Origin of the sequence: Isoptericola sp. NPDC019571 (genome assembly GCF_044389385.1) — a bacterium.
Lineage (GTDB): Bacteria > Actinomycetota > Actinomycetes > Actinomycetales > Cellulomonadaceae > Isoptericola > Isoptericola nanjingensis.
In genome coordinates this window covers 85191-108013 of sequence record NZ_JBIRXZ010000004.1, presented here as the reverse complement: position 1 = coordinate 108013, position 22823 = coordinate 85191, and the positions used below count along the sequence as shown (strand labels likewise).

At 72.4% G+C, this 22823-nt stretch carries 18 protein-coding genes; 10 read left to right on the top strand and 8 right to left on the bottom strand.

Annotation, left to right across the window (positions count from 1 at the left end; genetic code table 11):
* Nucleotides 1-68: 68 nt before the first annotated feature.
* Together ACH443_RS08715 and ACH443_RS08710 are read right to left on the bottom strand one after the other, a co-directional pair.
* The gene (locus ACH443_RS08715) at nt 69-1199 is read right to left on the bottom strand and encodes a reverse transcriptase family protein (RefSeq protein ID WP_430590069.1); all 1131 of its coding nucleotides are present in this window, start codon (nt 1197-1199) and stop codon (nt 69-71) included.
* A gap of 196 nt (nt 1200-1395) precedes the next feature.
* The gene (locus ACH443_RS08710; protein WP_430590068.1) at nt 1396-2655 is read right to left on the bottom strand and encodes a hypothetical protein; all 1260 of its coding nucleotides are present in this window, start codon (nt 2653-2655) and stop codon (nt 1396-1398) included.
* A 318-nt stretch (nt 2656-2973) separates the two neighbouring features.
* Between ACH443_RS08710 and ACH443_RS08705 the strand changes: the two genes are divergently transcribed.
* The gene (locus ACH443_RS08705; RefSeq protein ID WP_429762853.1) at nt 2974-3696 is read left to right on the top strand and encodes an AAA family ATPase; all 723 of its coding nucleotides are present in this window, start codon (nt 2974-2976) and stop codon (nt 3694-3696) included.
* A gap of 49 nt (nt 3697-3745) precedes the next feature.
* On the opposite strand, the gene ACH443_RS08700 is transcribed toward ACH443_RS08705, so the two are convergent.
* Both ACH443_RS08700 and ACH443_RS08695 read right to left on the bottom strand, forming a co-directional pair.
* Complete coding sequence (locus ACH443_RS08700; protein ID WP_430590067.1) at nt 3746-4849, bottom strand: Gfo/Idh/MocA family protein; 1104 nt, start codon at nt 4847-4849, stop codon at nt 3746-3748.
* Nucleotides 4834-5541, bottom strand: a complete 708-nt coding sequence (locus tag ACH443_RS08695) for a ThuA domain-containing protein (RefSeq protein WP_430590066.1) — start codon at nt 5539-5541, stop codon at nt 4834-4836. The genes ACH443_RS08700 and ACH443_RS08695 overlap by 16 nt, the downstream gene beginning before the upstream one ends.
* A gap of 151 nt (nt 5542-5692) precedes the next feature.
* Between ACH443_RS08695 and ACH443_RS08690 the strand changes: the two genes are divergently transcribed.
* From ACH443_RS08690 to ACH443_RS08680, 3 genes are all read left to right on the top strand, one after another.
* Nucleotides 5693-6751 (top strand): LacI family DNA-binding transcriptional regulator, encoded by a 1059-nt coding sequence (locus tag ACH443_RS08690; protein WP_430590065.1) that lies wholly within the window; start codon nt 5693-5695, stop codon nt 6749-6751.
* A gap of 525 nt (nt 6752-7276) precedes the next feature.
* The gene (locus ACH443_RS08685; protein ID WP_430590064.1) at nt 7277-7876 is read left to right on the top strand and encodes a dihydrofolate reductase family protein; all 600 of its coding nucleotides are present in this window, start codon (nt 7277-7279) and stop codon (nt 7874-7876) included.
* 78 nt (nt 7877-7954) lie between these two features.
* Nucleotides 7955-8701, top strand: coding sequence for a sulfite exporter TauE/SafE family protein (locus ACH443_RS08680; RefSeq protein WP_429762859.1), 747 nt, complete (start codon nt 7955-7957; stop codon nt 8699-8701).
* 18 nt (nt 8702-8719) lie between these two features.
* Here the strand turns inward: ACH443_RS08680 and ACH443_RS08675 are convergent, their stop codons facing one another.
* Nucleotides 8720-10066: a threonine/serine exporter ThrE family protein gene (locus ACH443_RS08675; protein ID WP_430590063.1), complete on the bottom strand. Its 1347-nt coding sequence runs from the start codon at nt 10064-10066 to the stop codon at nt 8720-8722.
* A gap of 167 nt (nt 10067-10233) precedes the next feature.
* On the opposite strand from ACH443_RS08675, the gene ACH443_RS08670 reads away from it, so the two are divergent.
* The 4 genes from ACH443_RS08670 to ACH443_RS08655 all read left to right on the top strand — a co-directional run bounded on the left by ACH443_RS08670 (nt 10234) and on the right by ACH443_RS08655 (nt 15817).
* Entirely contained in the window at nt 10234-11532 is a 1299-nt protein-coding gene (locus ACH443_RS08670) for an ABC transporter substrate-binding protein (protein WP_430590062.1), read from the top strand.
* Entirely contained in the window at nt 11529-12470 is a 942-nt protein-coding gene (locus tag ACH443_RS08665; protein ID WP_430590061.1) for a carbohydrate ABC transporter permease, read from the top strand. The genes ACH443_RS08670 and ACH443_RS08665 overlap by 4 nt, the downstream gene beginning before the upstream one ends.
* On the top strand, nt 12467-13354 hold the full coding sequence (locus tag ACH443_RS08660) for a carbohydrate ABC transporter permease (RefSeq protein ID WP_430555586.1): 888 nt from the start codon (nt 12467-12469) through the stop codon (nt 13352-13354). Before ACH443_RS08665 ends, ACH443_RS08660 begins: the two co-directional genes overlap by 4 nt.
* Before the next feature lie 66 nt (nt 13355-13420).
* On the top strand, nt 13421-15817 hold the full coding sequence (locus tag ACH443_RS08655) for a TIM-barrel domain-containing protein (protein WP_430590060.1): 2397 nt from the start codon (nt 13421-13423) through the stop codon (nt 15815-15817).
* Between the two features lie 58 nt (nt 15818-15875).
* On the opposite strand, the gene ACH443_RS08650 is transcribed toward ACH443_RS08655, so the two are convergent.
* Nucleotides 15876-16886, bottom strand: coding sequence for a LacI family DNA-binding transcriptional regulator (locus ACH443_RS08650; RefSeq protein WP_430590059.1), 1011 nt, complete (start codon nt 16884-16886; stop codon nt 15876-15878).
* Nucleotides 16887-16941: 55 nt separating this feature from the next.
* On the opposite strand from ACH443_RS08650, the gene ACH443_RS08645 reads away from it, so the two are divergent.
* Both ACH443_RS08645 and ACH443_RS08640 read left to right on the top strand, forming a co-directional pair.
* Nucleotides 16942-18822 (top strand): glycoside hydrolase family 2 protein, encoded by a 1881-nt coding sequence (locus ACH443_RS08645; protein WP_430590058.1) that lies wholly within the window; start codon nt 16942-16944, stop codon nt 18820-18822.
* Nucleotides 18819-20003: a trans-sulfuration enzyme family protein gene (locus ACH443_RS08640; RefSeq protein ID WP_429762867.1), complete on the top strand. Its 1185-nt coding sequence runs from the start codon at nt 18819-18821 to the stop codon at nt 20001-20003. The genes ACH443_RS08645 and ACH443_RS08640 overlap by 4 nt, the downstream gene beginning before the upstream one ends.
* 151 nt (nt 20004-20154) lie before the next feature.
* Here ACH443_RS08640 and ACH443_RS08635 read toward each other — a convergent pair whose 3' ends face one another.
* Together ACH443_RS08635 and ACH443_RS08630 are read right to left on the bottom strand one after the other, a co-directional pair.
* The gene (locus ACH443_RS08635) at nt 20155-21180 is read right to left on the bottom strand and encodes an alpha/beta hydrolase (RefSeq protein WP_430590057.1); all 1026 of its coding nucleotides are present in this window, start codon (nt 21178-21180) and stop codon (nt 20155-20157) included.
* 297 nt (nt 21181-21477) lie between these two features.
* The gene (locus tag ACH443_RS08630; protein ID WP_429762870.1) at nt 21478-22617 is read right to left on the bottom strand and encodes a M15 family metallopeptidase; all 1140 of its coding nucleotides are present in this window, start codon (nt 22615-22617) and stop codon (nt 21478-21480) included.
* Nucleotides 22618-22823 lie beyond the last annotated feature (206 nt).

Below are 22823 nucleotides of genomic sequence, written 5' to 3'. Positions count from 1 at the left end.
ACGGGTGGGCGCCGCTGGCCGCATGGCTCGCGCTCATCGTCGCGCCAACTCCGCGCGCTTCGTCTGGCTCAGATTGGGTAGCCGGCGCGCCGCAGGGCCCCCACCCATCGACCGTGCTGGAGCCGGGCCCAGGCGGGGTCGATGCCAGTCGCGTAAGCGATGCATCCATCGACATGGGCGACCAGGCCGAAGACGGAACGAAATCCCCGAATCTCGGCGTGTGCTGCCAGACCGCGTGTTTCGACGCCGTGGATGTGGACCTCGACTTTGCGCCGGAACTCCGGAGGGAGTTGAACACGGTCGTCGCCGACGACAAGTCCCAGGACATCGTGTCGCGTCCTTGGCCCGAGAACGCGAGTCTTCTTTGAGTTAACTTGAAACCCCCGGGAGGCCGCAGTCCGGGAGACAGTGCGCACGACTTCCTGCGCGCGAGCGGGGCCTACGCGCTTAGCCGTCGAGAAGGTCAGGTCGTCTGAGTACCGGGTGTAGACGAATCCTGCCTTGGACGCGACCCTGTGCAGGTCGTGGTCTAGGGGCGTAGCGACAGCATTTGCCAGCGCCCCACTGGTGGGAGCCCCCTGGGGAAGCGTGCCCATCCAGTTCGAGGTGTAGGGGGTCACCCGGTAGCGGGTGGCGCTCTCCGGCACCGGCACGCGGCGACTCCCCGGCGCGGAAGATGCGCGGGTGCTGAGCCGGGTGAGTTCGAACGCGACGAGGCTGGAGTACCCCTGGCTCTTGAAGACGCGGTACACGTCCTTCTCGGTAATGGAGCCGAAGAAGTTCCGGAGATCCATCTTGATGACCCAGCGTGCCCCGACATGTGGTTCGGCGCATGTGATCGTCGATCGCCCGACACGGTAGGCGTGGCTGCGTGGATGCAAGTCGAGGCTGCAGAGTGCGCGCCTGAGGAGGAAGCGCTGTACTGCCATGATCGTGGGCTCCGGCATTGAGATCGGCCGCACGCCGCTCCTTTTTGGCAGGGTGAGGTCGAAGTAGGGATCAGCAGCCCGTGCTACTACTCGACGGAGCTCCCCGTAACTTGCACCAGTCAGGTGCGACAGGTGACGCAGACTAAGGATTGGCGCGACGCCGGCGAACTCTGAAGTCTCGATCTGCGTTGCAGCTCGCTCAAGAACCTCTGGGGGCACACCGCGCTTGAGCCCGTGAGCGAGATAGCGATGAGGCGGCAGGTCGGTCATCTACCTTTGATCCGTTCTGAGAACACGGACGGACAGCGCACAAGACGTCGCCAGTGAAGCGTCCGTCCGTGCTAGCAGAGAAGCGTGCGCTACTCCCATAAGGCCGCGGACGTGGCCGGGCCGGGGGTCGCCGAAGGCGACCCTCGCGTCAGCGCGAACGCGCTGACGACACTAGGTGACCGAACGCACCGCCGCCTCATCGCAGTTGCTGAGGGTAGTACGTGCCAGTGGGTTCCTCGAGTGGACGCGCCGGAGCCCATCTTCGAATCTGTTTGGCCGACCGGAGTTGACCGGATCCCGCGGGTGTGATGCGGAGACGCTCGTCGATGAACCCACTTGCCCGGAGGAACTTGAGGATCGCTTCGACTCGTGGCACCTCCATGTGTGTGCGATGCGCGACCTCTTGCGCGTTTTGAGGGGGCGCGCTGTAACAGTGCGCCAGGACGACCAGAGGCTCGCGACTGGATGCACGGTGCCTGAGGTCAAGGGCTCGCGCGAGGCGAGCTTGACCAGTGGTGCGGACAAGGGTCGCGAGATCGTCGGGTGGCTGGTAGCCGCCGAGCTCGTTCGTGAGTTCGGCAGGGATTCGCCGTCCCTCGATGAACGAATGCCAGTTCTTGCCGGTCCGCCGCAATACCCACGGCAGGTTGTTTGGTGCCGAGGACACCGTGGAAAGGAACAACCCTCCCGACCCGCCATAGCCGAGTGCCTGGCTCGTCCGGTCCTTCGCGTACTTGAGGCAGAGAGCCTTCACGGCCTCGACATCGCTCTCGTCCCAGCCGCGCGTGTAGATCGATGCCGCTGGCTCGACGAAGTGGCACTCGTCCGAGACCGATTCCAGCGTCGTTGATGCGATGTTGGCCTGTGCGAACGAGACGATCACGATTTCGATTAGGTGGTAGGAGCGCCAACTACGAATGGTGCGGTTACGGAGGTAGGCACTGATGTAGTCGTACACCTGCGTCCCGGACCCGATGTAGTCGGTCACGAATACCAGCGACCGACACCGACGGGATCGCAGGCCCTCGAGTGAGGCATGCTCCGGCGCGATCCAGTCGCCATCGTCTTTGGGGCGCATCCCAACGAGATCTCGAACCTGCGTGCCGACGAAACCCTCGCTTCCGGGAGTGGCGGAGATAGGAAGGTCTGGTGTGAAGCCGTCTTCGAAGGCGACGAGGTGCTCAGGCAACGGCCCCAACGTGCTCGTCGAACCTGCCGCCGCGCTCGCTCGTCGGTGTTCTAGCGCTTGGCGAACGTCATCGACTCCACGGATCGGGATCAGCGCGGCAGGACGTTGTACATCCTTCCGCCGAAGGAGGTCCGCGAGTCCGAACCGCACTTCGTCGCTTGAAGCGACGCGGAGGCTGTCGAGCAGCAACCGTGCGGTGTCCTGGTCTTCAGTGTCGAAGTTGGAGAGCCATGTGGCACCACGCTCCGTCTGGCTCGGGATGCTCATTCGCTGACTGTTTCATGTGCTCGCGACGGCGTCGACGAGACGCGCTGACTGCCTCTCGGGCTCGCGCGCATACTTTTCGTAACCCTCCCGACACGCCCGGGATCACGCAAGGTACAGCGGCGTGTCTGCGAAATCTGCGCCGCACGTCGACATGTCGGTCTGCGGGTAGGCAAGGCGTGGCGCGAGCGAGGACGGCCATGCCCGTGGTTCCGGGGAGCGTGATGCGGCTCGGGCCGCAGGCTCGACAGGTCGCGGGCGAAACCGATCACGACGGACTTTCGACGCTCCTCCTCCCGGCGCCCGGGGCATGATGCCCCCGTGGACTTCTCGCAGCCGCCGGTGGTCCGGGTCGTGCCGGACGCCGAGCACCCGCTGCCCGCGGGCGTGTGGCCGCGGACCGTCCCCGCCGTCGAGCAGTTGCTGCGCGACGGGCTGGAGCTCGCGCCGGGCGTGACGTTCCTGGTGGGGGAGAACGGCAGCGGCAAGTCCACGCTCGTGGAGGCGGTGGCGGTGGCCTACGGGCTGTCCCCCGAGGGCGGGACGGCGCACGGTCGGCACTCGACCCGCGAGACGGAGTCGCCGCTGCACCGCGCCGTCCGGCTGCAGCGGGGCGTCGGGTCGGGGCGGTGGGGCTTCTTCCTGCGCGCGGAGACGATGCACGGCTGGTACACGTTCCTCGAGGAGCACCCGGGGCCGAGGGACCCGGTGTTCCACGAGATGAGCCACGGCGAGTCGTTCCTCGCGGTCCTCGAGTCCCGCTTCGACGGGCCGGGCCTGTACTGCCTCGACGAGCCGGAGGCGGCGCTGAGCTTCTCCTCCACTCTCAGCCTCATGAGCGTGCTCGAGGACCTTGCCGGACGCGGCGGCCAGATCCTCTGCGCCACGCACTCGCCCGTGCTGGCGGCGCTGCCTGGCGCGACGATCCTGGAGGTCGGGCCGTGGGGCCTGCGCCCGACGACGTGGGACGACCTCGAGCTGGTGCAGCACTGGCGTGCCTTCCTCGACGCGCCGGGCCGCTACCTGCGCCACCTGCTCGGCTGAGCGTGGGGACGCCGCCCGGGGCCCCGGGCGGCGTCCGGGCGGGCGTCCGTCAGACGCGCGGGGCGTCGGACAGCGGCACGGGCGCGGGTCGCTCGCAGGTGCTGGCGACGGAGACGGACGTCCCCTTCTCGGCGGCGGTAAGCAGCGACGTCATGACGTCGAGCACGTGGTACGCCAGGTCGCCGTTCGCCCGGGCGGTGGCGCCGGGCGGGGTGGCGGCCAGGTCCGCGAGGCCGTAGCCGCGGCCGGCGTCGCGGTACCCGGCGCTCACGGGGAGCTCCTCCCACCCGCCGCCGAGCCGGTGCAGCTCGACGGTGCCGTCGAAGCCGTTGGGGTCCGGCACGACGAGCGATCCCCGGTCCCCGTGCACCTCGATGCACGACGCGTGCGTCGCGACGGCGTCGAAGCTCATGACGAGCGTCGACAGGGCGCCGGACTCGTGCCGCAGCACGCCCGTGACGTGGGTGTCGACGTCGACCGGCACCTGCTCGCCCGCGCGGGGCCCGGAGCCGATGGTGCGGGTGGCGCGCGCACGGCTGGCGCTGCCGACCACGGACTCCACCGGGCCGAGCAGCGTGACCAGCGCGGTCACGTAGTACGGGCCCATGTCCAGCAGCGGTCCGCCGCCGGGCTGGTAGTAGAAGTCCGGGTTCGGGTGCCAGCGCTCGTGGCCGGGGGTCACCATCGTCGCCGTCGCGGCGACGGGCGTGCCGACCAGGCCGTCGTCGACCGCCTTCCGCGCCGTCTGCACCCCCGTGCCCAACACGGTGTCCGGCGCACAGCCCACGCGCACGCCCGCGGCGCGGCCGGCCTCGACGATCGCGCGCGCGTCGTCGGTCGTGGCGGCGAGCGGCTTCTCGCCGTACACGTCCTTGCCCGCCGCGATCGCCTTGAGGGCGACGTCGGCGTGCGCGGCGGGGATCGTCAGGTTGAGCACGGCGTCGACCTCGGCGTCGGTGACGAGCTCGTCGACGGTGAGGGCGCGGACGCCCTGCTCGGCGGCGACGGCGGCCGCGCGCTCGGCGTCGAGGTCCGCGACGGCGACGAGCCGCACCGCACCGCTCTCCAGTGTCCCGAGCCGCTCGAACGTGCTCAGGTACTGGCCGGAGATCGCCCCGACCCCGACGATGCCGATCCTCAGCGGCTGGCCCACAGGATGCCCCTCTCGATGATGGTGCGGACGTTCGGGTCGTTCACGACGTCCAGGTTGTGCCCGGGCGTCGAGACGAAGACGCGGCCGTCGCCCCACTGGCGGGTCCACACGGCCGGGCAGGTCACGGGCCGGTGCCACGGGTGGTAGTCGGGCGCGGCGATCGTGGTGGTCGCCAGGACGTCGTTGTACTCGTCGGTGAGCACCCAGTACTGCTCGGTGGTGAGCTCGAAGTCGGAGATCCCCGCGACGATCGGGTGGTCGGCCTTCTCGGGCACGATGTCCACCGTGTAGCGCACGAAGCAGTCGGTGCCGTCGCCCGGCAGCTCCTCGCGCGGCGCCTTGGCCGGGTGGGTGGCGAACTGCCCGCCGATCAGGTGCAGGTAGTCCGAGTTGCTGCGGTACGAGTCGGCGATCCCGCCGTGCCAGCCCGCGAGGCCGGTGCCCGCCCGGACGGCGGTGGTGAGGCCGCGCAGCTCGTCGTCGGCGATGGTGCTCATCGTGACGGTCTGCACGACGACGTCCACACCGGCCATGTAGTCGGCGTCGGCGTACACGGTGGTCTCGTCCTCGACGTGCACCTCGTACCCGTGCTCGGTGAGGAACGGGACGAACGAGTCGGTGGTCTCCACCGGCTGGTGCCCGTCCCACCCGCCCCTCACGACCAACGCCCGTCGCTGTCTGCGGTCTGTCATCTGCAACTCCCATTGTTGCGCAACTGCATGATGCTTCTCGGATGTGCCCGACAAGTCTTCCACGGGCCAACTTCGGCCTTCAAGGGGCGAGGGGCGATCCGAGGCGGCCAAATAGTTGCGCAACTTTGAGGGGCGTCGCTAGGGTCCGGGTGTGCCCGCCGACCGTCCCACCACGCTCGCCGACGTCGCCGCCGCCGCCGGGACCACCGTCCCCACGGTCTCCAAGGTGCTGCGCGGCCGCTCCGACGTCTCCGCCGCGACGCGCGCCCGCGTGATGGCCGCGGTCGACGACCTCGGCTACCGGGGCCGGGCGGGCCGCGGCGTCGCCCCGCGGGGGGAGCGGCCGCCGCTGGTGGACCTCGTGCTCAGCGGCGTCGACGGCACGTGGGCCAACCGCGCCCTGAGCGGCGTGGAGCAGGCGGCCACCGCGGCCGGCCTCGACATCGTCGTCACGGTGGCCCGGCAGCCCGACGACGCGTGGCTCACGCGCCTGCTCGCGCGGCACTCCCGCGGGGCCGTCGTCGCGCTCGTCGACACGACCCGCGAGCAGCTCGCCACGCTCACTGCGGCGCGCGTCCCCGTCGTCCTGCTCGACCCGGTGACCCAGCCGCCGCGGACCGTCGCGAGCGTCGGCGCCACCAACTGGGCCGGGGGCCGGACGGCCGCCGAGCACCTGCTGGGCCTCGGCCACCGGCGGCTCGCGGTCCTGGCGGGCCGGCGCCGGCACCTGTACAGCCAGGCCCGCGTGGACGGCTTCCGCTCCGCGGCCGCCGAGGCGGGAGCCGACCTGCCCGACGACCGCGTCGCGCACGGCGACTGGACGCGGGCCGGCGGCGCCGCGCTCGCCGCCCGGCTGCTCGCCGGCCCGGACCGCCCGAGCGCCGTCTTCGCCTGCTCGGACACGATGGCGCTCGGGGTGTACGACGCCGCGGCTGCCGCCGGGCTCCGGGTGCCGGACGACCTCGCCGTCGTCGGCTTCGACGACCTGCCCGAGGGGGAGTGGGTCCACCCCGGCCTGACGACCGTGCGCCAGCCCATCGCCCAGATGGGCGCCGCCGCGCTCAGGATGCTGCTGCGTCTCGGCGACGATGCCGGGCCGGGGACGCGAGCCGATCCCCGTGCCGAGCTGCGCGCGGAGGCGCCCCGCGAGGAGCTCGCCACCACGCTCGTCGTGCGCGGCTCGACGGCGCCGTCGGGCCCCGCGGCCTAGAACAGGTCGCCGAACCCCATCGCCACGAGGTTGTCGTGGGAGGTGCGCAGGCACTCCAACGCGGTGCGGCCGTAGAACTCGTCCTGCTCCACGAGCAGGTACTCGGCCCCGACGTCCAGGCTGGTCTCGACGATCGACGGAAGTCGAGGTTCCCCTCGCCCACCTCGGCGAACTGCACGATCTGCTTCAGCGCGTCCTGCCACGGCGCCTGGTCGCCGGCGTCGAGCGCCTCGTACACGGCGGGGGAGAGGTGACCGATCCGGTAGTCCTTGAGGTGCACCATCGCGACGCGGCCCGCGTACCGGCGCAGCGTGCGCACGGGGTCCAGGCCGCCGCGCTGCACCCAGTGCACGTCGATCTCGAAGCCGACGAGCGGCGAGCGCTCGGCGACGACGTCGAGCAGGTGGCGCCCGTCGTACCTCGCGAAGTCGACGTGGCCGTGGGCGGATGTCGAGAACCCGCCCGCGGCTCCGTCCCCGGGGTGAGTGCCGACGGACGGCACCCGACGAGACCGACGGAGACACCATGACGCAGCAGACCAGGCGTACCGTGGCCGCGAACCTCAGCCTCAGCCTCGACGGCCGGTACCACGGCCCCGGCGGGCCGGCCGACTTCGGCGCGTTCCTGCCGTACGTCGCCACCGACACGGCTCGCGACCACCTGGTCCGCCTGTGCGCCGGCGCGACGACGGCCGTGCTCGGCCGGGGCAACGCCGAGGGCTTCCTGGGCTACTGGTCGCCCGTGGCGGGCGACGAGGCTGCCGACCCGCGCGACCGCGCGTACGCGCGGTGGCTGGTCGACACCCCGAAGGTGGTCCTCTCGCGCACGCTGGGGACGGCGCCGTGGCCCCGAGCCCGCGTGGTGGACGCGCCCGCGGCCGACGTCGTGCGGGGCCTGCGGGACGCCGGCCAGGGCGACGTCCTGGTCAACAGCAGCCCGAGCGTCATCAAGCCGGTGCTCGCCGCGGACCTGATCGACCGGCTGTACCTCCTGATCGCCCCGGTGATCGTGGGCGGCGGGGAGCGCCTGTTCGACGACGGGCTGCCCGGCACCACCTGGACCCTGTCGTCACAGGTCGTGGGAGCGCAGGGCGAAGTTGCCGCGGTCTACGACCGGGTCCGGTGACCGGCACGGCGCCCCGCGCCTCGAGCTGACGCGCGGACCCGCGCCCGCCGACGGTCCGTCCGCCACTACGCTGCCCCGGTGCTCGAACCCGCCCCGCTGATCGCCGGCCTGCCGTGGACCGGGTGGGCCGTCGTCGTCCTCGTCGCGCTGCTCGTCGGCTTCTCGAAGACGGCGCTGGGCGGCCTCGGCATGATCGCGGCGGCGCTGATGGCGCTCGTCGTCCCGGCCAAGGAGTCCACCGGCGCGGTGCTGCTCCTCCTGATCACGGGCGACCTGGTCGCGATCTGGGCGTACCGCAAGCACGCCGACTTCCGGGTGATCGGACGCCTGCTCGCGCCGGTGCTGGCGGGCGTGGCGCTCGGCGCGGCGTTCCTCACGTGGGTCAGCGACGACGTCATGCGCCGCACGATCGGCGGCATCCTGCTGGCGCTGCTGGTGCTCAACCTGTGGCGCGACCGGCTGCGCGTGGACACGCGCGCCGCGACTCTCGGGTACGGCGGCCTCGCCGGCTTCACGACGATGGTCGCGAACGCCGGCGGCCCGCCGATGAGCCTCTACCTGCTGGCCGCGCGCTACGAGAAGTGGCGCTTCCTCGGCACGACGGCGTGGTTCTTCTTCACGGTGAACATCATCAAGCTGCCGGTGGCCGTCGGCGTCGGGATCGTGGGTGCCGACACGGTGGGGCTGTGGGCCGTCCTGGCGCCCGTCGTGCTGGTCGGGACCTGGATCGGCCGGCGCGTCATCGGGCACGTGGACCAGCAGCTCTTCGAGCGGCTCGTCACCGTGCTCGTGGCGCTCGCGGCCCTCAACCTGCTGCTGCTCTGAGGCTGCACCGCGGCTGCGTCACGTGGCGCGCAGGCCCCACCGTGCGGGCGCCATCGTGTAGATCTGCCGGTACAGCGCCGTGCCGACGAGCACGCCGAGCGCGATGGCGACGATGGACCCCGCGATGGTCGGCAGGCTCGTGGAGCTGACGGCGTCGCCGCTAGCCGTCTGGGTGAGCCCGATCAGCCCGGTGGCGCCGGGCACGAGCAGCCAGAACGCGGGGAGGAAGCAGACGACGGCGGGCGGCGCGCCCCTGACGGTCTGCACGAGGTAGGCGCACAGCGTCAGCGCCGCCGCGCCGAGGAAGCCGCTGTAGACGCCGTTCGTGACGGTCGCGCCGACGACCTGCCCGCCGTACGCCACCAGCAGGACGACGGTGAGGAAGAAGAGCGACCGGGGCGGCCCGCAGTGGTACAGGAAGATGCCGAGCGAGAAGAGCAGCACCCCGATCCACGGCTGGAAGGCACCGAGCGTGGTGGCGGAGGAGGCGAGCGCGTCCGCGCTGGGCACGTCGGTGATCGCCAGGGCCGCGAGGATCCCGAACGCGAGGAACAGCAGCTGCGCCAGGCCCGAGACCAGCCGGCTGGACCCGGCGACCATGTCGCCGGCGGCGAGCTCCTGAACGCCGGTGGTGAGCGCGGCGCCGGGCAGCAGCGTGACCAGGGGAGGCACCAGCACCTGCAGCGGCTCGCTCACGACCGTGGTGTCCGCGAGCCCGAACACGAGCAGCGCCAGCGCGAACGCGGTGACGACGGGCAGCAGGGTCGCGGCGTACGTCCCGGGCCGCACGGTGAGCTTGACGGCCCCGACGAGCACGCCGAGCACCAGCGCGTACAGCAGGCTGACGGGGTTGCCGCCGAGCAGCACCAGCCCGAGACCCGCCGCGGCCAGCCCATGCCCGGCCGTGCGCACCCAGGCCGGGAACCGGGGGTGCGCATCCCGGACCTCTTGCAGCCGCTCGGCCCCCTCCGACGCGTCGATCCGGCCCGCGACCGCGTCGTCCACCACGGCGTAGACCTGCGCGGCACGGTCGAAGCGGACCTCGCCGCCGGCCGACTCCGCGACGTCGAACCGCGTCTCGGTGTCGCCGGGCATCTTGATGAGGATCAGCGTCGGGAAGACGAAGAGGGTGGTCTGCGGCGACCCGAGCGCGACGGCGACGCGCTTGAGCGTGTGCTGGATGTCCGTGGCGGCCGTCCCGACGGTGAGGAGCGCGCCGCCGAGCAGCACCAGGAACTCCTGCAGCCGCTCCGACGCGGCGTCGACCACCGGCTCGGCGTCCAGCGACCGGCGGTGCAGCGTGAACCGCGGCACCCTCAGGCGCAGCAGCCGATGCCGGGCGCTGGTGCTGTCGCTCTCGGTCACCGTCCACCGCCCTCCGCCGCGTGCACGCCGTGGATCGCTCGCCAGGCTAGGGCCGCCTCCCGGCGTCGGCGACCGCTGCGGGCGCCTTGACCCGAAATTTACAGCGCTGTATGTTCGCTGCGGCCCGTCGCGGAGACGGCGCCGATCGTGGTCGAAGGAGACGTCGCGTGAGATCGAAGTCGATGGCCGGCCCGCCGAGCGCGGTGAGCCGACGCTCGTTCCTGGCGGGAGCCGCCGGGATGCTGGCGGCCGTCCCGCTGGCGGCGTGCGCCGCACCCGGAGGCGGCGGGGGGCGTACCCAGATCACCTTCTACGAGCAGAAGCAGGAGGTCATCGCCTACTTCGACGAGCTCCTGCGGCAGTTCGAGGGCGAGCACCCCGGGATCCGCGTGGTGCACGACTCGACGACGGCCATCGCGCCGCAGTTCGTCCGGGGCGAGCCGGGCGACGTCGGGTGCTTCAACGACAACCTCGAGCTCGCCCGCTATGTCTCCCGCGGGCAGATGAGCGACCTGTCGGGGCTCCCGTCGGCGTCGACCGTCCGCACCGACATCAGCGAACTCACCGACCAGTACGCCACCTTCGCGGGGCGCACCAGCGTGCTGCCGTACTCGCTGGCCGCCGCGGGGGTGATCTACAACAAGGGGATCTTCGCCGAGCACGACCTGCCGGTGCCGACCACGTGGACCGAGTTCGTCGACGTCTGCACGGAGCTGCAGAAGGCCGGCGTCACGCCGATCTACGCCACCGACCGGGACACCTGGACCCTGTGGCAGGGGCTGTTCGACTACTCCGTCGGCAGCCTGGTGGACCCGGGCGAGTTCTTCGGCCGCATGAAGGAGCTCGGGACCGAGGTCGGGCCCGACTCGGACGTCTCCTTCGCGAAGACCCTCGCCGTCCCGATGGAACGCGCCAAGACCATCTCGTCTTTCTTCAACCCCGACCACGCCGTGCGCGGATACGCCGACGGGAACCTGGCGTTCGGCCAGGGCAGGGCGGCGATGTACCTCCAAGGCCCCTGGGCGCTGAGCCAGATCGCCCTCGTGGACCCGGACCTGGAGGTCGGCACGTTCGCGCTGCCGGTGAGCGACGACCCCGACGAGCGCCAGGCCCGGGTCAACATCGACCTCTGCCTGTACATCCCCGCCGCCACCGCGCACCGCGAGGAGGCCGTGGAGCTCGTCGAGTTCCTCATGCGCCCCGAGATCCTCAACGCGTACAACGCCGACAACCTGGCGTACTCGACGCTCAAGGACGGCCCGCCGCAGCAGGACGAGCGGCTTGCCGGCCTGCAGCGGTACGTCGACTCGGCGGCCTTCTACCAGGGCGCCGGCACCTTCGTCCCGACCTCGATCCCGCTGGGCAACTACCTCCAGGAAGCGATCCGGTCGGGCAACTTCGACGCGATGCTCGACCAGCTCGACGCCGACTGGCGTCGCCTGGCCGGCCGGGAGGCGACGGTATGACCGCCACGACGACCCCCTCGACGGCGACGCGCGTCCCGGCGCCGGCGCCGGACGGCACGACCGCACGTCGGCGCCGTCACGGCCGCCCGGAGCCGATCGCGTACGTGTTCCTGGTCCCGGCCCTGCTGGTGTTCACCGTGTTCGTGGTGATCCCGGCGCTGGTCGGGATCTTCTACAGCTTCACCGACTACGTCGGGTTCGGCGGCTGGAGCTTCCTGGGCCTGCGCAACTACGTCGCGCTCCTCGGCGACCCCGGCATCCGCGAGGCCTACGGGTTCACCCTCGGCTTCGCTGTCGTGACGGTGGTCGTGGCGCAGGTGATCGCGCTGACCCTCGCGATCGGCCTGTCGAAGCGGATCCGCTTCGCGGCGGGGCTGCGGGCGATCTTCGTGATCCCGATGGTGGTCTCCGGGATCGTCGTCGCCTACGTCTTCAACTTCCTCTTCTCCAACACGCTGCCGGCGTTCGCCTCGGCGGTGGGTCTCGACCCGTTGTCCCAGAGCATCCTCGGCAACCCGGACCTGGCATGGCTCGCCATCGTCGTCGTGTCCGCCTGGCAGACCATCCCGGGCGCCCTGCTCGTCTACACGGCCGGGCTCACGTCGATCCCGGGCGACCTGTACGAGGCGAGCTCGCTGGACGGTGCCGGGCCGTGGCGGCAGTTCCGCTCCATCACCCTGCCGCTCATCGCCGGCTTCGTGCTCATCAACACGATCCTGGGGATCAAGGGGTACCTCGGCGTCTACGACGTCATCGTCGGTCTGACCGGCGGAGGGCCGGGCAACGCGACCAGCAGCGTCGCGATGACGATCTTCGGCGGCTTCACGGGTGGCGACTACGCCTACCAGATGGCCAACGCGACGGTCTTCTTCGTGATCACGGTGCTCATCTCGGTGCTCCAGCTCGTCGTCTCCCGTGGAAGGAACATCCGCCTGTGACCGCCACCGCCCCCGCCCTCGCCGGGCGTGCTCCGGGCCGCGAACTCCGCCGGCCGTCCCGCGGCGGCCGCACGAGCTGGCCGCTCACCGTCGCGCTCGCGCTGTGCTCCCTCACGGTGCTCGCCCCCCTGTACGTCACCGTCACGATGGCGTTCAAGACCAGCGAGCAGTCCGTGGACGGCAACGCCTTCGCGCTGCCGGCGCCGTTCAACCCCGCGAGCTTCGCCGAGGCGTGGCAGCTGACCCGCTTCCCGGTGTCGTTCGGCATCTCGGTGGGCGTCGCGGCACTCACCGTGGCCCTGACGCTGCTGCTGAGCTCGCTCGCGTCGTACGCCATCGTGCGCTACTGGTCGCACCGGTTCTTCCGCTGGTCGTTCGTGTACCTGCTCGCGTCGATGTTCCTGCCGTTCCCGGTGATCGCGCTGACGGAGATCAAGCTCACCGCGCTCACGGGCCTCGACAACCCGCTGGGCGTCGCCATCCTGCACGCCATGTTCCAGCTCGCGTTCAGCGTGCTGCTGTTCTCGGCGTACCTGCGCTCGATCCCCGTCGAGCTCGAGGAGAGTGCCCGCATCGACGGCGCGACGACGTGGCAGGTGTTCTGGCGCATCATCCTGCCGCTGCTGGGCCCGATGATCGCCACGGTCGGCATCTTCGCCTTCCTCGCGTCGTGGAACGACTTCATGCTGCCGTCGATGATCGTGTCCGACCCGACGCTCCAGGTGCTGCCCGTCGTGCAGAACATCTTCCAGAGCCAGTTCGGCACCAACTACAACGTGGCGTTCGCGTCGTACCTCATGGCGATGGCGCCCACCATCGTCGTGTACCTCATCGCTCAGCGGTGGGTCATCAGCGGCATCACCCAGGGCGCCGTCAAGAGCTGAGCCGTCCCGCCCCGGCACCACGCACCACACGCACCACGCACCGCACGCACCACCCGAGGAGTCCCCGTGACCGACACCGTCGACACGACGCTGCCCGTCGTCCGCCCGCTGCCCGGCGCGGCGCCGCAGGCCCGCCCCGAGCAGGCGGTGCAGGGCGACGGCTGGCGCGTCACCGTGCTGACCGACTGCCTGTTCCGCGTCGAGTGGTCGCCGGACGGTGGGTTCGAGGATCGGGCGTCCACGTTCGCGGTGCGTCGCGACCTCGGCACGACCGAGTTCGCCGCCCGGTCGGTCGGCGGCGGGATCGAGATCGCGACGTCCCGGGCGCGGCTGCGGTACGACGGGCAGGAGCCGTCCGCGCACGGCCTGGTCGTCGAGCTGATCGGCGCCGACCCGGGACGCTGGCGCTACGGGGAGCCCACGCACGACCTCGGCGGCACCGCGCGCACGCTGGACGAGGTCGACGGCCGCGTGGAACTCGAGCCGGGCGTGGTGTCGCCCGACGGGATCGGCGTGGTCGACGACACCGACTCGTTCCTGTTCGCCGACGACGGCTGGATCGGCACGCGCGAGCAGGGCCGGCGCGACCTGTACGTCTTCGCCCACGGGCGGGACTACGCCCGGGCGATCCGGGAGCTGTACGCCGTGTCCGGGGCGCCCACGCGCCTGCCGCGCTGGGCGCTGGGCAACTGGTGGAGCCGGTACCACCCGTACTCCGCCGAGTCGTACCTGGAGCTCATGGACCGGTTCGACGAGGAGGGGCTGCCGTTCTCGGTGGCCGTCATCGACATGGACTGGCACCGCGTCGAGACCGTGCCGGCGCAGTACGGCAACGGCTGGACCGGGTACTCGTGGGAGCGGTCGCTGTTCCCCGACCCCGAGGCGTTCCTCGCCGCGCTGCACGAGCGCGGCATGCGCACCACCCTCAACCTGCACCCGGCCGACGGCGTGCGCGCGTTCGAGGACGCATACCCGCGGGTGGCTGCGGCGATGGGCGTCGACCCGGCATCCGAGACCCCGGTGTCGTTCGACCTCACCGACCCGGAGTTCGTGCGCGCCTACTTCGAGCTGCTGCACCACCCGCTCGAGGAGCAGGGCGTGGACTTCTGGTGGATCGACTGGCAGCAGGGCGGCACCTCCAACCTGCGCGGCGTCGACCCGCTGTGGCTGCTCAACCACTTCCACCATCTCGACGCCGCCCGCGACGGCGGCCCGGGGATGACGTTCTCGCGGTACGCGGGCCCCGGCAGCCACCGGTACGCCGTCGGCTTCTCCGGCGACTCCGTCGTCTCGTGGGACTCGTTGGCCTTCCAGCCCGAGTTCACCGCCACGGCGTCGAACATCGGCTACTGCTGGTGGAGCCACGATGTCGGCGGGCACACCACCGGCGTGCGCGACGACGAGCTCGCCACCCGGTGGGTCCAGCTCGGCGTCCTGTCCCCGATCAACCGCCTGCACTCGGCGGCGAACCCGTTCATCCGCAAGGAGCCGTGGCTGTTCCCGGCGGAGCACCGGCAGGCGATGGGCGACGCGCTGCGGTTCCGGCACCGCCTGGTGCCGTACCTGCACACGATGAACCACCTCGCCGCCGCCGGCACGCCGCTCGTGCGCCCGATGTACCACCTCGAGCCACGTCGCCGCGAGGCGTACGGCGTGCCGAACCAGTTCGCCTTCGGCACGGAGCTGCTGGTGGCGCCCGTCGTCACCCCCCGCAGCACCACGTCGCTGCACAGCCGCACCCGCGCCTGGCTCCCCGCCGGGCGGTGGACGGACGTGTTCACCGGCGCCGTGTACCGCGGCGACCGGCACGTCGAGCTGCACCGGCCGCTCGAGTTCGTGCCCGTGCTGCTGCGCGACGGCGGGATTCTGCCGCTCGCCGCGGAGTCCGAGCGCGACGCCACGCGCAACCCGGCGGCGTTCGACGTGCTGGTGGCACCGGGGGCGTCGGGCCGGTTCGACCTCGCGGAGGACGCCGAGGACGACCACGAGGCCGAGGCCGGACCCGCCGCGACGACCTCGCTGTGCTGGGACCGCGAGGACCGCGAGCTGCGCGTCGGCGCCGTCACCGGCCGGGCCGACGTCGTGCCCGCACGGCGCGAGTGGACGGTCACGTTCCTCGCCCAGCTGCCGGGCGGGGAGGTCACCGTGGACGGCGTCCCCACGGCCGTGACCGGCCGCGACGGCCGGTGGAGCGTCACGTTCACGGCCGCGTCCGACGTCGGCGCGACGGTGCGGGTCGAGGGGGCGCCGCTGCGCCTCGGCGGCGACCCGCGGCCGGCCGTGCTGCATCTGCTCGAGCGCGCGCAGATGCGCAACCCCCAGAAGCTCGCCGCCTGGGAGGTCCTGGACAGTGCGCGCGACGCGGTCGAGCGCCTCGCCGGCCTGGACAGCGTCGACCTGCCCGAGGACGTGCGCGGCGCGGTGGTCGAGCTCCTCGCGACCGTCGTCGACGAGCCGGCCTGACGGCCCGGACGCCTCGGCCGCTGGGGCGGTGCGTCTACCCCGCGGCCGAGGGCCGTGCTCACGGCTCGGGGGCGCTCTCGCGGACGAGCACGTCGTGCCCGACCGTCACGTGACGGCCGGGAGCGTCGAGACCGTCGATGCGCTCGAGGAGCAGGTCGAGCGCGCGGGAGGCGAGCTCGACCGTGTCCGGGGCGACGCTGGTGATGCTCGGGACGGTGCTCGCCGTGAGCACCGTGGCGTCCCACCCGACGACGGCGACGTCGCCGGGCACGTGCAGCCCGCGCACGAGCAGCGCGCGCAGCGCCCCGATCGCCGCGAGGTCGTCGCGACACAGCAGGCCGTCGATCTCGAGCCCGTCGTCGAGCGCGGCGCCCAGCGCGGCCTCCGCCCCGAGCGCGTCGCCCTCGGCCCGCGCGACGAGGAGCGACTCGTCGAACCGGTGCCCGGCGCGCTCGAGTCCCGCCCGGTAGCCGTCCAGCCGCAGCGTCGACGTGAACGACCAGGGCCCGGTCTCGTGGCCGAGGAACCCGATGCGACGCCGGCCGAGGCGCACCAGGTGGGTCACGGCCTGCTCCGCTGCGGCGACGTTGTCGATGGCGACCTGGTCGGCACCGGACGGTTGGGGGTCCTCGCCGAGGAAGACGAGCGGGGTGTCCTCGCGGTACGCCTCCAGGTCGGTCGCCCGCAGCGCCTGCGGGTGCAGGACGACGCCGTCGACGATCCCGGCCTCGCGGTCGCGCAGCACGGCACGCTCGCCGTCGGGCGTCCCACCGGTCTCCTCCAGCAGCAGGCGGTAGCCGCGCGCCGCGGAGACCCGGGCGAAGACGTGCGCCAGCTCGGCGAAGTACGGCCGGCGCAGGTCGGGGAACGCCAGGGCCAGCATGTTCGACCGGCCCGTCGCGAGGCTGCGGCCGCGCAGGTTGGGCCGGTAGCCGAGCTCCGTGACGGCGGCCTGCACGCGTTCGCGCATCGCCGGGCTGACGTGCGGGTAGTCCCGGACCACGTTGGACACCGTCTTCATCGACACGCCCGCGTGCGTCGCCACGTCCTGGAGCGTCACTCTCTTCACGGGGATCACCGTAGCGCCCGTAGATCTCAGATTTACAGCGCTGTATAGTCGCGCCGTGACCACGACGACCCGCGCCGCCGCCGAAGCCGGCCCCGCGCTCGACCGCCTCCCGCTCGCCTCCCGCCAGGACGGCACGTACCCACGGCCGCAGCGGCTGCGCGAGCGGTGGGCCTCCCTCGACGGGACGTGGGAGTTCCGGCACGACGACACCGACGCCGGGCTCGCCGCCGGCTGGACGACCGGGCTCGGGGAGAGTCGCCCGATCACCGTGCCGTTCCCTCCGGAGTCCCTGGCGTCCGGGATCGAAGAGCCCGGGTTCCACCCCGTCGTCTGGTACGCGCGCACGATCGGTCCGGCCGACCTCGCGGCCGCCGGCGTGTCCGAGGCCGCGCCCCGGGTGCTGCTGCACTTCGGCGCCGTCGACTACCGCGCCACCGTCTGGGTCGACGGCGTCCTCGCCGGCGAGCACGAGGGCGGCCACACCCCCTTCTCGGTCGACGTGACCGCGCACCTGGCCGCGGGCACCACCGGCGAGGACGCCGAGCACCTGCTGGTCGTCCGCGCCGAGGACGACCCCCACGACCTCACCCAGCCGCGCGGCAAGCAGGACTGGCACGAGGACGCGCACGCGATCTGGTACCGCCGGACCACCGGGATCTGGCAGACCGTGTGGCTCGAGGCCGTCCCCGTCACCAGCGTCGACCACCTGCGCTGGCTCCCCGCCGGACCGTCGGCCGTCGAGCTCACCGTGCGGTTCCGCGGCCCGTTGGCGCCCGGGTCCCGGGTGCGGGTCGCCCTGCGCTTCGACGAGCGCGACGAGGACCTCGGCACCGTCGAGGTCACGACCGTCCGCAGCACGCCGGCGGTTGATCTCACCGTGCCGATCGCCCGGCAGCGCAACGGGCAGGCCGAGGACGAGCTCACGTGGTCGCCCGAGAGGCCGCGCCTCGTGGACGCCGTCGTCTCGCTGCACGACGCCGACGGCGCGCTCGTCGACGCCGTCTCCTCCTACCTCGGTGTGCGCAGCCTCGGCGTGGGCGACGGCGCGTTCCTGCTCAACGGGTATCCCTACGACGTGCGGTCCGTGCTCAACCAGGGCTACTGGCCCGACAGCCACCTCACGGCCCCGACGGCCGACGCGCTGCGCCGCGAGGCCGAGCTCGTCAAGGAGCTCGGCTTCAACGCGTGCCGCATCCACCAGAAGATCGAGGACCCGCGCTTCCTGTACTGGGCCGACCGCCTCGGCATCCTCGTGTGGGGCGAGGCCCCGGGCGCCTACGAGTTCTCACCGGTGGCGGTGCAGCGCCTGACGCGCGAGTGGATCGACGCGGTCGACCGCGACGTCTCGCACCCGTCGATCGTCACGTGGGTGCCGTTCAACGAGTCGTGGGGGATCCAGCACGTCGTCGACGACCCGACCCATCAGGCGTACTCGCGCGCGCTCACCGACCTCACGCGCGCGCTCGACCCGTCGCGTCCCGTGATCTCCAACGACGGCTGGGAGCAGCAGAACACCGACATCATCACCGTGCACGACTACGAGGGTGACGGCGCAGTGCTCGCCCGGCGCTACGCCGACGACGCCGCGCGCGAGCGGGTGGTCGGCGGCATCGCGCCGTCCGGGCGCCGGCAGATGGTCGGCGGCTGGGCCGACTCCGGACAACCGGTGATGCTCACGGAGTTCGGCGGGGTGAACTATCAGCCGGGCGACGAGCGCGCCGACGGCTGGGGCTACACCGCCGCGCAGGACGGCGACGACTGGGTCGCGCGGATCACCGCGCTCTACGACGCCGTCCGCGCGAGCCGCTTCCTCGCCGGATCGTGCTGGACGCAGCTCACCGACACGATGCAGGAGACCAACGGTCTGCTCACCGCCGGCCGTGAGCCGAAGGTCCCGATCGAGCGCATCCGCCGTGCCGTGACGGGGCAGCGTTGACCGTCACCGACCTCGACCGCGAGATCTGCGCCGCGGCGTGGTCCGGGCCGGGGAACGAGACGGGGGCGGTCGCGCCGCCCGTGTTCCAGACGAGCCTTTTCACCAAGCCCACGTTCGCGGAGTTCGCCCGGCAGCAGGCGGCCGAGCACGAGAACTTCGTCTACAGCCGCGGCACGAACCCGACGGTCGCGTTCCTCGAGCGGCAGCTCGCGCTCCTGGAACGCGGCGAGGCGGCCAAGTGCTTCGCCTCAGGGATGGGCGCGATCGCGGCCGTGCTCGGTGGCCTCCTGCGCCGCGGCGACCACGTGCTCTTCGTGAACAACGTGTACGGCCCGACCCTGGAGCTGGCGCGTCACCTGGAGCGCTTCGGCGTGGAGCACACGGTCGTGACCGACCCGGGTGCGGACGTCGAGAGCCACCTGCGGGAGAACACGGCGCTCGTGTACGTGGAGAGCCCCGGCACGATGCTCATGCGCCTCGTGGACCTGCGGGCGCTGACGGCGGCCGCGCGGAGCCGGGGCGTGCTCACCGCGATCGACAACACGTGGGCCACGCCGCTGTTCCAGAAGCCGCTCGAGCTGGGCGTGGACCTCGTGATCCACTCGCTCACCAAGTACGTGGGCGGGCACAGCGACGTGATCGGCGGCGCGGTGATCGGCTCGGCCGAGCTGCTCCGCGAGGTCTTCTACCGCGGGCACCAGCTCTTCGGCGCGGTGATGTCCGCGATGGAGGCGTCGCTGGTCCTGCGCGGGCTGCGCACGCTGCCGGTGCGGATGGAGCAGCACCAGGCGAACGCGCTGCGGGTCGTCGACCATCTGCTGGCCCATCCCGCGGTCGCGGCGGTTCACCACCCGTACGCCGCCTCCGACCGGGACGCGGACCTCGTCCGGTCTCAGCTCAGCGGCTTCTCCGGGCTGCTGAGCCTCGAGCTGCGCGACGGATCCTTCGAGGCCGTGTCCCGGTTCGTCGACGCCCTGCGCGTGTTCCGGATCGGGGTGAGCTGGGGCGGCTACGAGAGCCTCGTGAGCTCCCCGGTCCGGGCGGACAACGCCGACACGCTGAGGGCGGACGGCATCCCGCCGGGCCTCGTCAGGCTGTCCGTCGGCCTCGAGGGTTCCCGTCTCCAGATCGACGACCTCGACCGCGCGCTCACCGGTGTCGGAGGCCGGTCGGCCGGGTGACCCTCACGGGCCGCTGACGGCGGCGCGTCAGTGCCCGAGGAGCGTCAGTGCCCGAGGAAGACGGCGACGACGGCCGACGCCGCCGTCAGCAGGGCCAGGCCGGTCCAGCCGACGACGTGTCGTGCGCGCCCGGTGTGCGGTGCCGGCTCGGTCATCCGGTCCGGTCCTCCAGGAAGTCGATCGTGGCGTCGAAGGACCGGGCGGCCTGCGGGCGGTCGAAGTGGAACTGGTACTCGTGGGGGAGGCCTTCGCCGTCGTCCCAGAACAGGGTCTCGGTCGGGACGCCTTGGTCCTGGAGCGCGGCCGCGAGCTCGCGCCCCTGGCTCTCGAACGGGTCCGCGTCGCCGACCGTGAGGTACGTGGGCGGGTAGTCCGCCGTCGCCTGCTTCGTGGTGGAGAGCTGGTCGGCGAACGGGGCGTCCGCCCAGTCGCGGTGCCCCGTGTACGCCCGGAGGAACGTGCGCAACCCCGGGAAGCCCGTGGCGCCCAGGGTGTCCAGGTCGTACGCGCCGCAGTACAGGACGACGGCGCGGAGGCGGTCGCGCGGCGCGCCCGGGGTGAGGTCGAGGTCGGCCGCGAGCCCGGGGTTGGTCTGGACGGCGGCCAGCTGGCTCGCGATCTGCGCGCCCGCGGAGTCGCCGCCCAGGACGACGCGCGCGGGGTCGCCGCCGAAGTCCGCGATCCGCTCCTGGACGACGTCGAGCGCGGCATTGCCCTGCCGCACCGGCACGGGGTACCGGGCCTCCGGCGCCAGGGTGTAGTCCAGGCTGACGACCGTGTAGCCGCGGCTCGCGAGCAGGACGGAGAAGTCCTCGACGGTGGCGGGCGAGCCCGAGACGAAGCCGCCGCCGTGCACCCACACCACCACCGGGTGCGGCCCCTCGGCGCGCGGCGCGTACACGACGGCGCTCGCGTCGGGGGCGTCCGGGGTCGGGATCGGCACGGTGCGCGGGTCCTCGACCTTCGCCCGCGCATCCTCGATGTCCAGGGGCGGCGTGACGCCGGGCCCTGAGTCGAACAGCGTCTGCAGCATCGTCGCTCCCGGCTGCACGGACACCTGGTACCAGCCCAGCGCGAGAAGCACCCCGAGCACGACGGCGATCATCGCCCGGAGCGTGCGCCGCAGCCACGGGCGGCCGGCGCGCGCCGACGTCCCGGGCGCCTCGTCGGTGGCCACGACGGGTCAGCGCCGCGTCAGGCGGAGCACGGGCGGTTCGCGGTCGGTGCGCTCCCCGTACCGCGCGTGCCCCGGGGGTGGGTGAAGGTCATCGGGTCCTCCGCCGTCGTCCACGTCGTCGCTGGTCAGGGTGGTCCGCGATCGACTGTACGCCCGGGTGGGCGACGCGGGCCGAAGCGCTCCGGGTGCGCGCGTCGTCGTCGGGTGGGAGCGTCGCGGGAGTCCCCGACGAGCACCCGGAGGTGTCTCCCGACGGCGTGGACGTGCTCGACGCGGTGCGCCGGCTCGCGGGTCCGGTCAGTAGCCGCCCATCTGCGTGACGCCCGCGGTGTACTCCCAGTGCCACGGCTCGTACTTGGAGCCGCCGGGCCGGGCCCAGTCGGGGTTGTCCCAGCCGTAGGCCGGGGCGTTCGCGGCGAGCCAGTTCCACCGGGAGCCGGAGTACGTCTCGGGGCAGATGTCGACGGCGAGGCCCCAGCCGTGGTTCGACGTGCCCGGCGCGGCCGCGAGATACCCCTTGGCGGCCTTCGTCGCGACCTGCTGCGCGTAGCTGCGGAAGCCGTCCGTGATGCACATCGACTCGCCCCACGCGGCCTTGTACGCCTCGTTCAGCTCGGCGAGCTTCACGGCGGCGTCGGCGCGGACCTGCGTGCGCCCGTCCCACAGCGTGCACAGCTCGCTGGAGGGGATCTGCCCGTTGGTCCCGGTCCCGGCGGCCACGCCCTCGCACCCCGGCAGCACCGGGGGCGGGCCCTCGATCTCGCCGCGGTCGAGCGTCTCGACCGACATCTTCGCCTTGTCCGACACCGTGACGGTCGCGCCGCCCGCGGTCTGCTTCACGGTCGAGGCCTGCGCGACACCCGCGCGGGCACCGCTGCGCGAGGCGGCGCCGTCACGGTCGTCGACGGCGGCGGCCGCCGCGGCGGTGATCGCCTCGAGCGAGCCGGTCGTCGGCTGGTCGTCGGGCTCCGGGGCCGCGGCCTGCGGTGCGATACCGGTGAGCGTCGCGGTGGTCGCGACGGCGACGGTCAGCCCGACGCCCAGGCCCGCGAGGCGGCCGGGGACGCGCTTGCGCGCCGACTTGCGCACCGGACGGTGCTCGGAGCGGGTCGTCTCGCCGCGGGAGGTCTCGACACGCGGGGTCTCGCGGCCCGCCGCCGGGCGGACGGGGTCGAACACGTGCGCGTGCACGACGGTGGGCGTGGCGGTCGCCGGAGCGTGGACGTGCACGGGCGGCGCGGGCGCGACGGGGGGTGCGGTGCGGACGGGGGCGGCAGGCGCGGCCGGGACAGCGGCTCGGGGCGGGGCGGTCTCGCGGACGGGCTCCGGGACGTGCCGGACGGCGGTGACGGGACGGCTGCGCCCGCCGCGTCCGGGGTCGCGTCGGCTCGGGTAGGTGCGGGTGGCGGGGGCCGGTGCGGGCTGCGTCTGCGTCATCGCGCGGCCTGCGCCGAGGCGTCGGACGGAGCGGGTGCGCCGCGGTGCGCGGTGCTCCTGTGAACGTGGGGTGTCATGCGACCTCTCCTGCTGCCTGAACCACCGGCCCGGAGGAACGTACCGCACCGGCGGGTGGAATGTCACGAAACGATCACGAGCTGGTCGGGGAGCGGTGACCCGGGCCGCCCGGGCCCGGGTCACCGGCG

Bases quoted from the DNA above. Each gene is read 5' to 3' on its own strand.
- ACH443_RS08715 (WP_430590069.1), bottom strand. From the start codon at position 1,199: ATGACCGACCTGCCGCCTCATCGCTATCTCGCTCACGGGCTCAAGCGC.
- ACH443_RS08710 (WP_430590068.1), bottom strand. From the start codon at position 2,655: ATGAGCATCCCGAGCCAGACGGAGCGTGGTGCCACATGGCTCTCCAAC.
- ACH443_RS08695 (WP_430590066.1), bottom strand. From the start codon at position 5,541: ATGACAGACCGCAGACAGCGACGGGCGTTGGTCGTGAGGGGCGGGTGG.
- ACH443_RS08685 (WP_430590064.1), top strand. From the start codon at position 7,277: ATGACGCAGCAGACCAGGCGTACCGTGGCCGCGAACCTCAGCCTCAGC.
- ACH443_RS08665 (WP_430590061.1), top strand. From the start codon at position 11,529: ATGACCGCCACGACGACCCCCTCGACGGCGACGCGCGTCCCGGCGCCG.
- ACH443_RS08630 (WP_429762870.1), bottom strand. From the start codon at position 22,617: ATGACGCAGACGCAGCCCGCACCGGCCCCCGCCACCCGCACCTACCCG.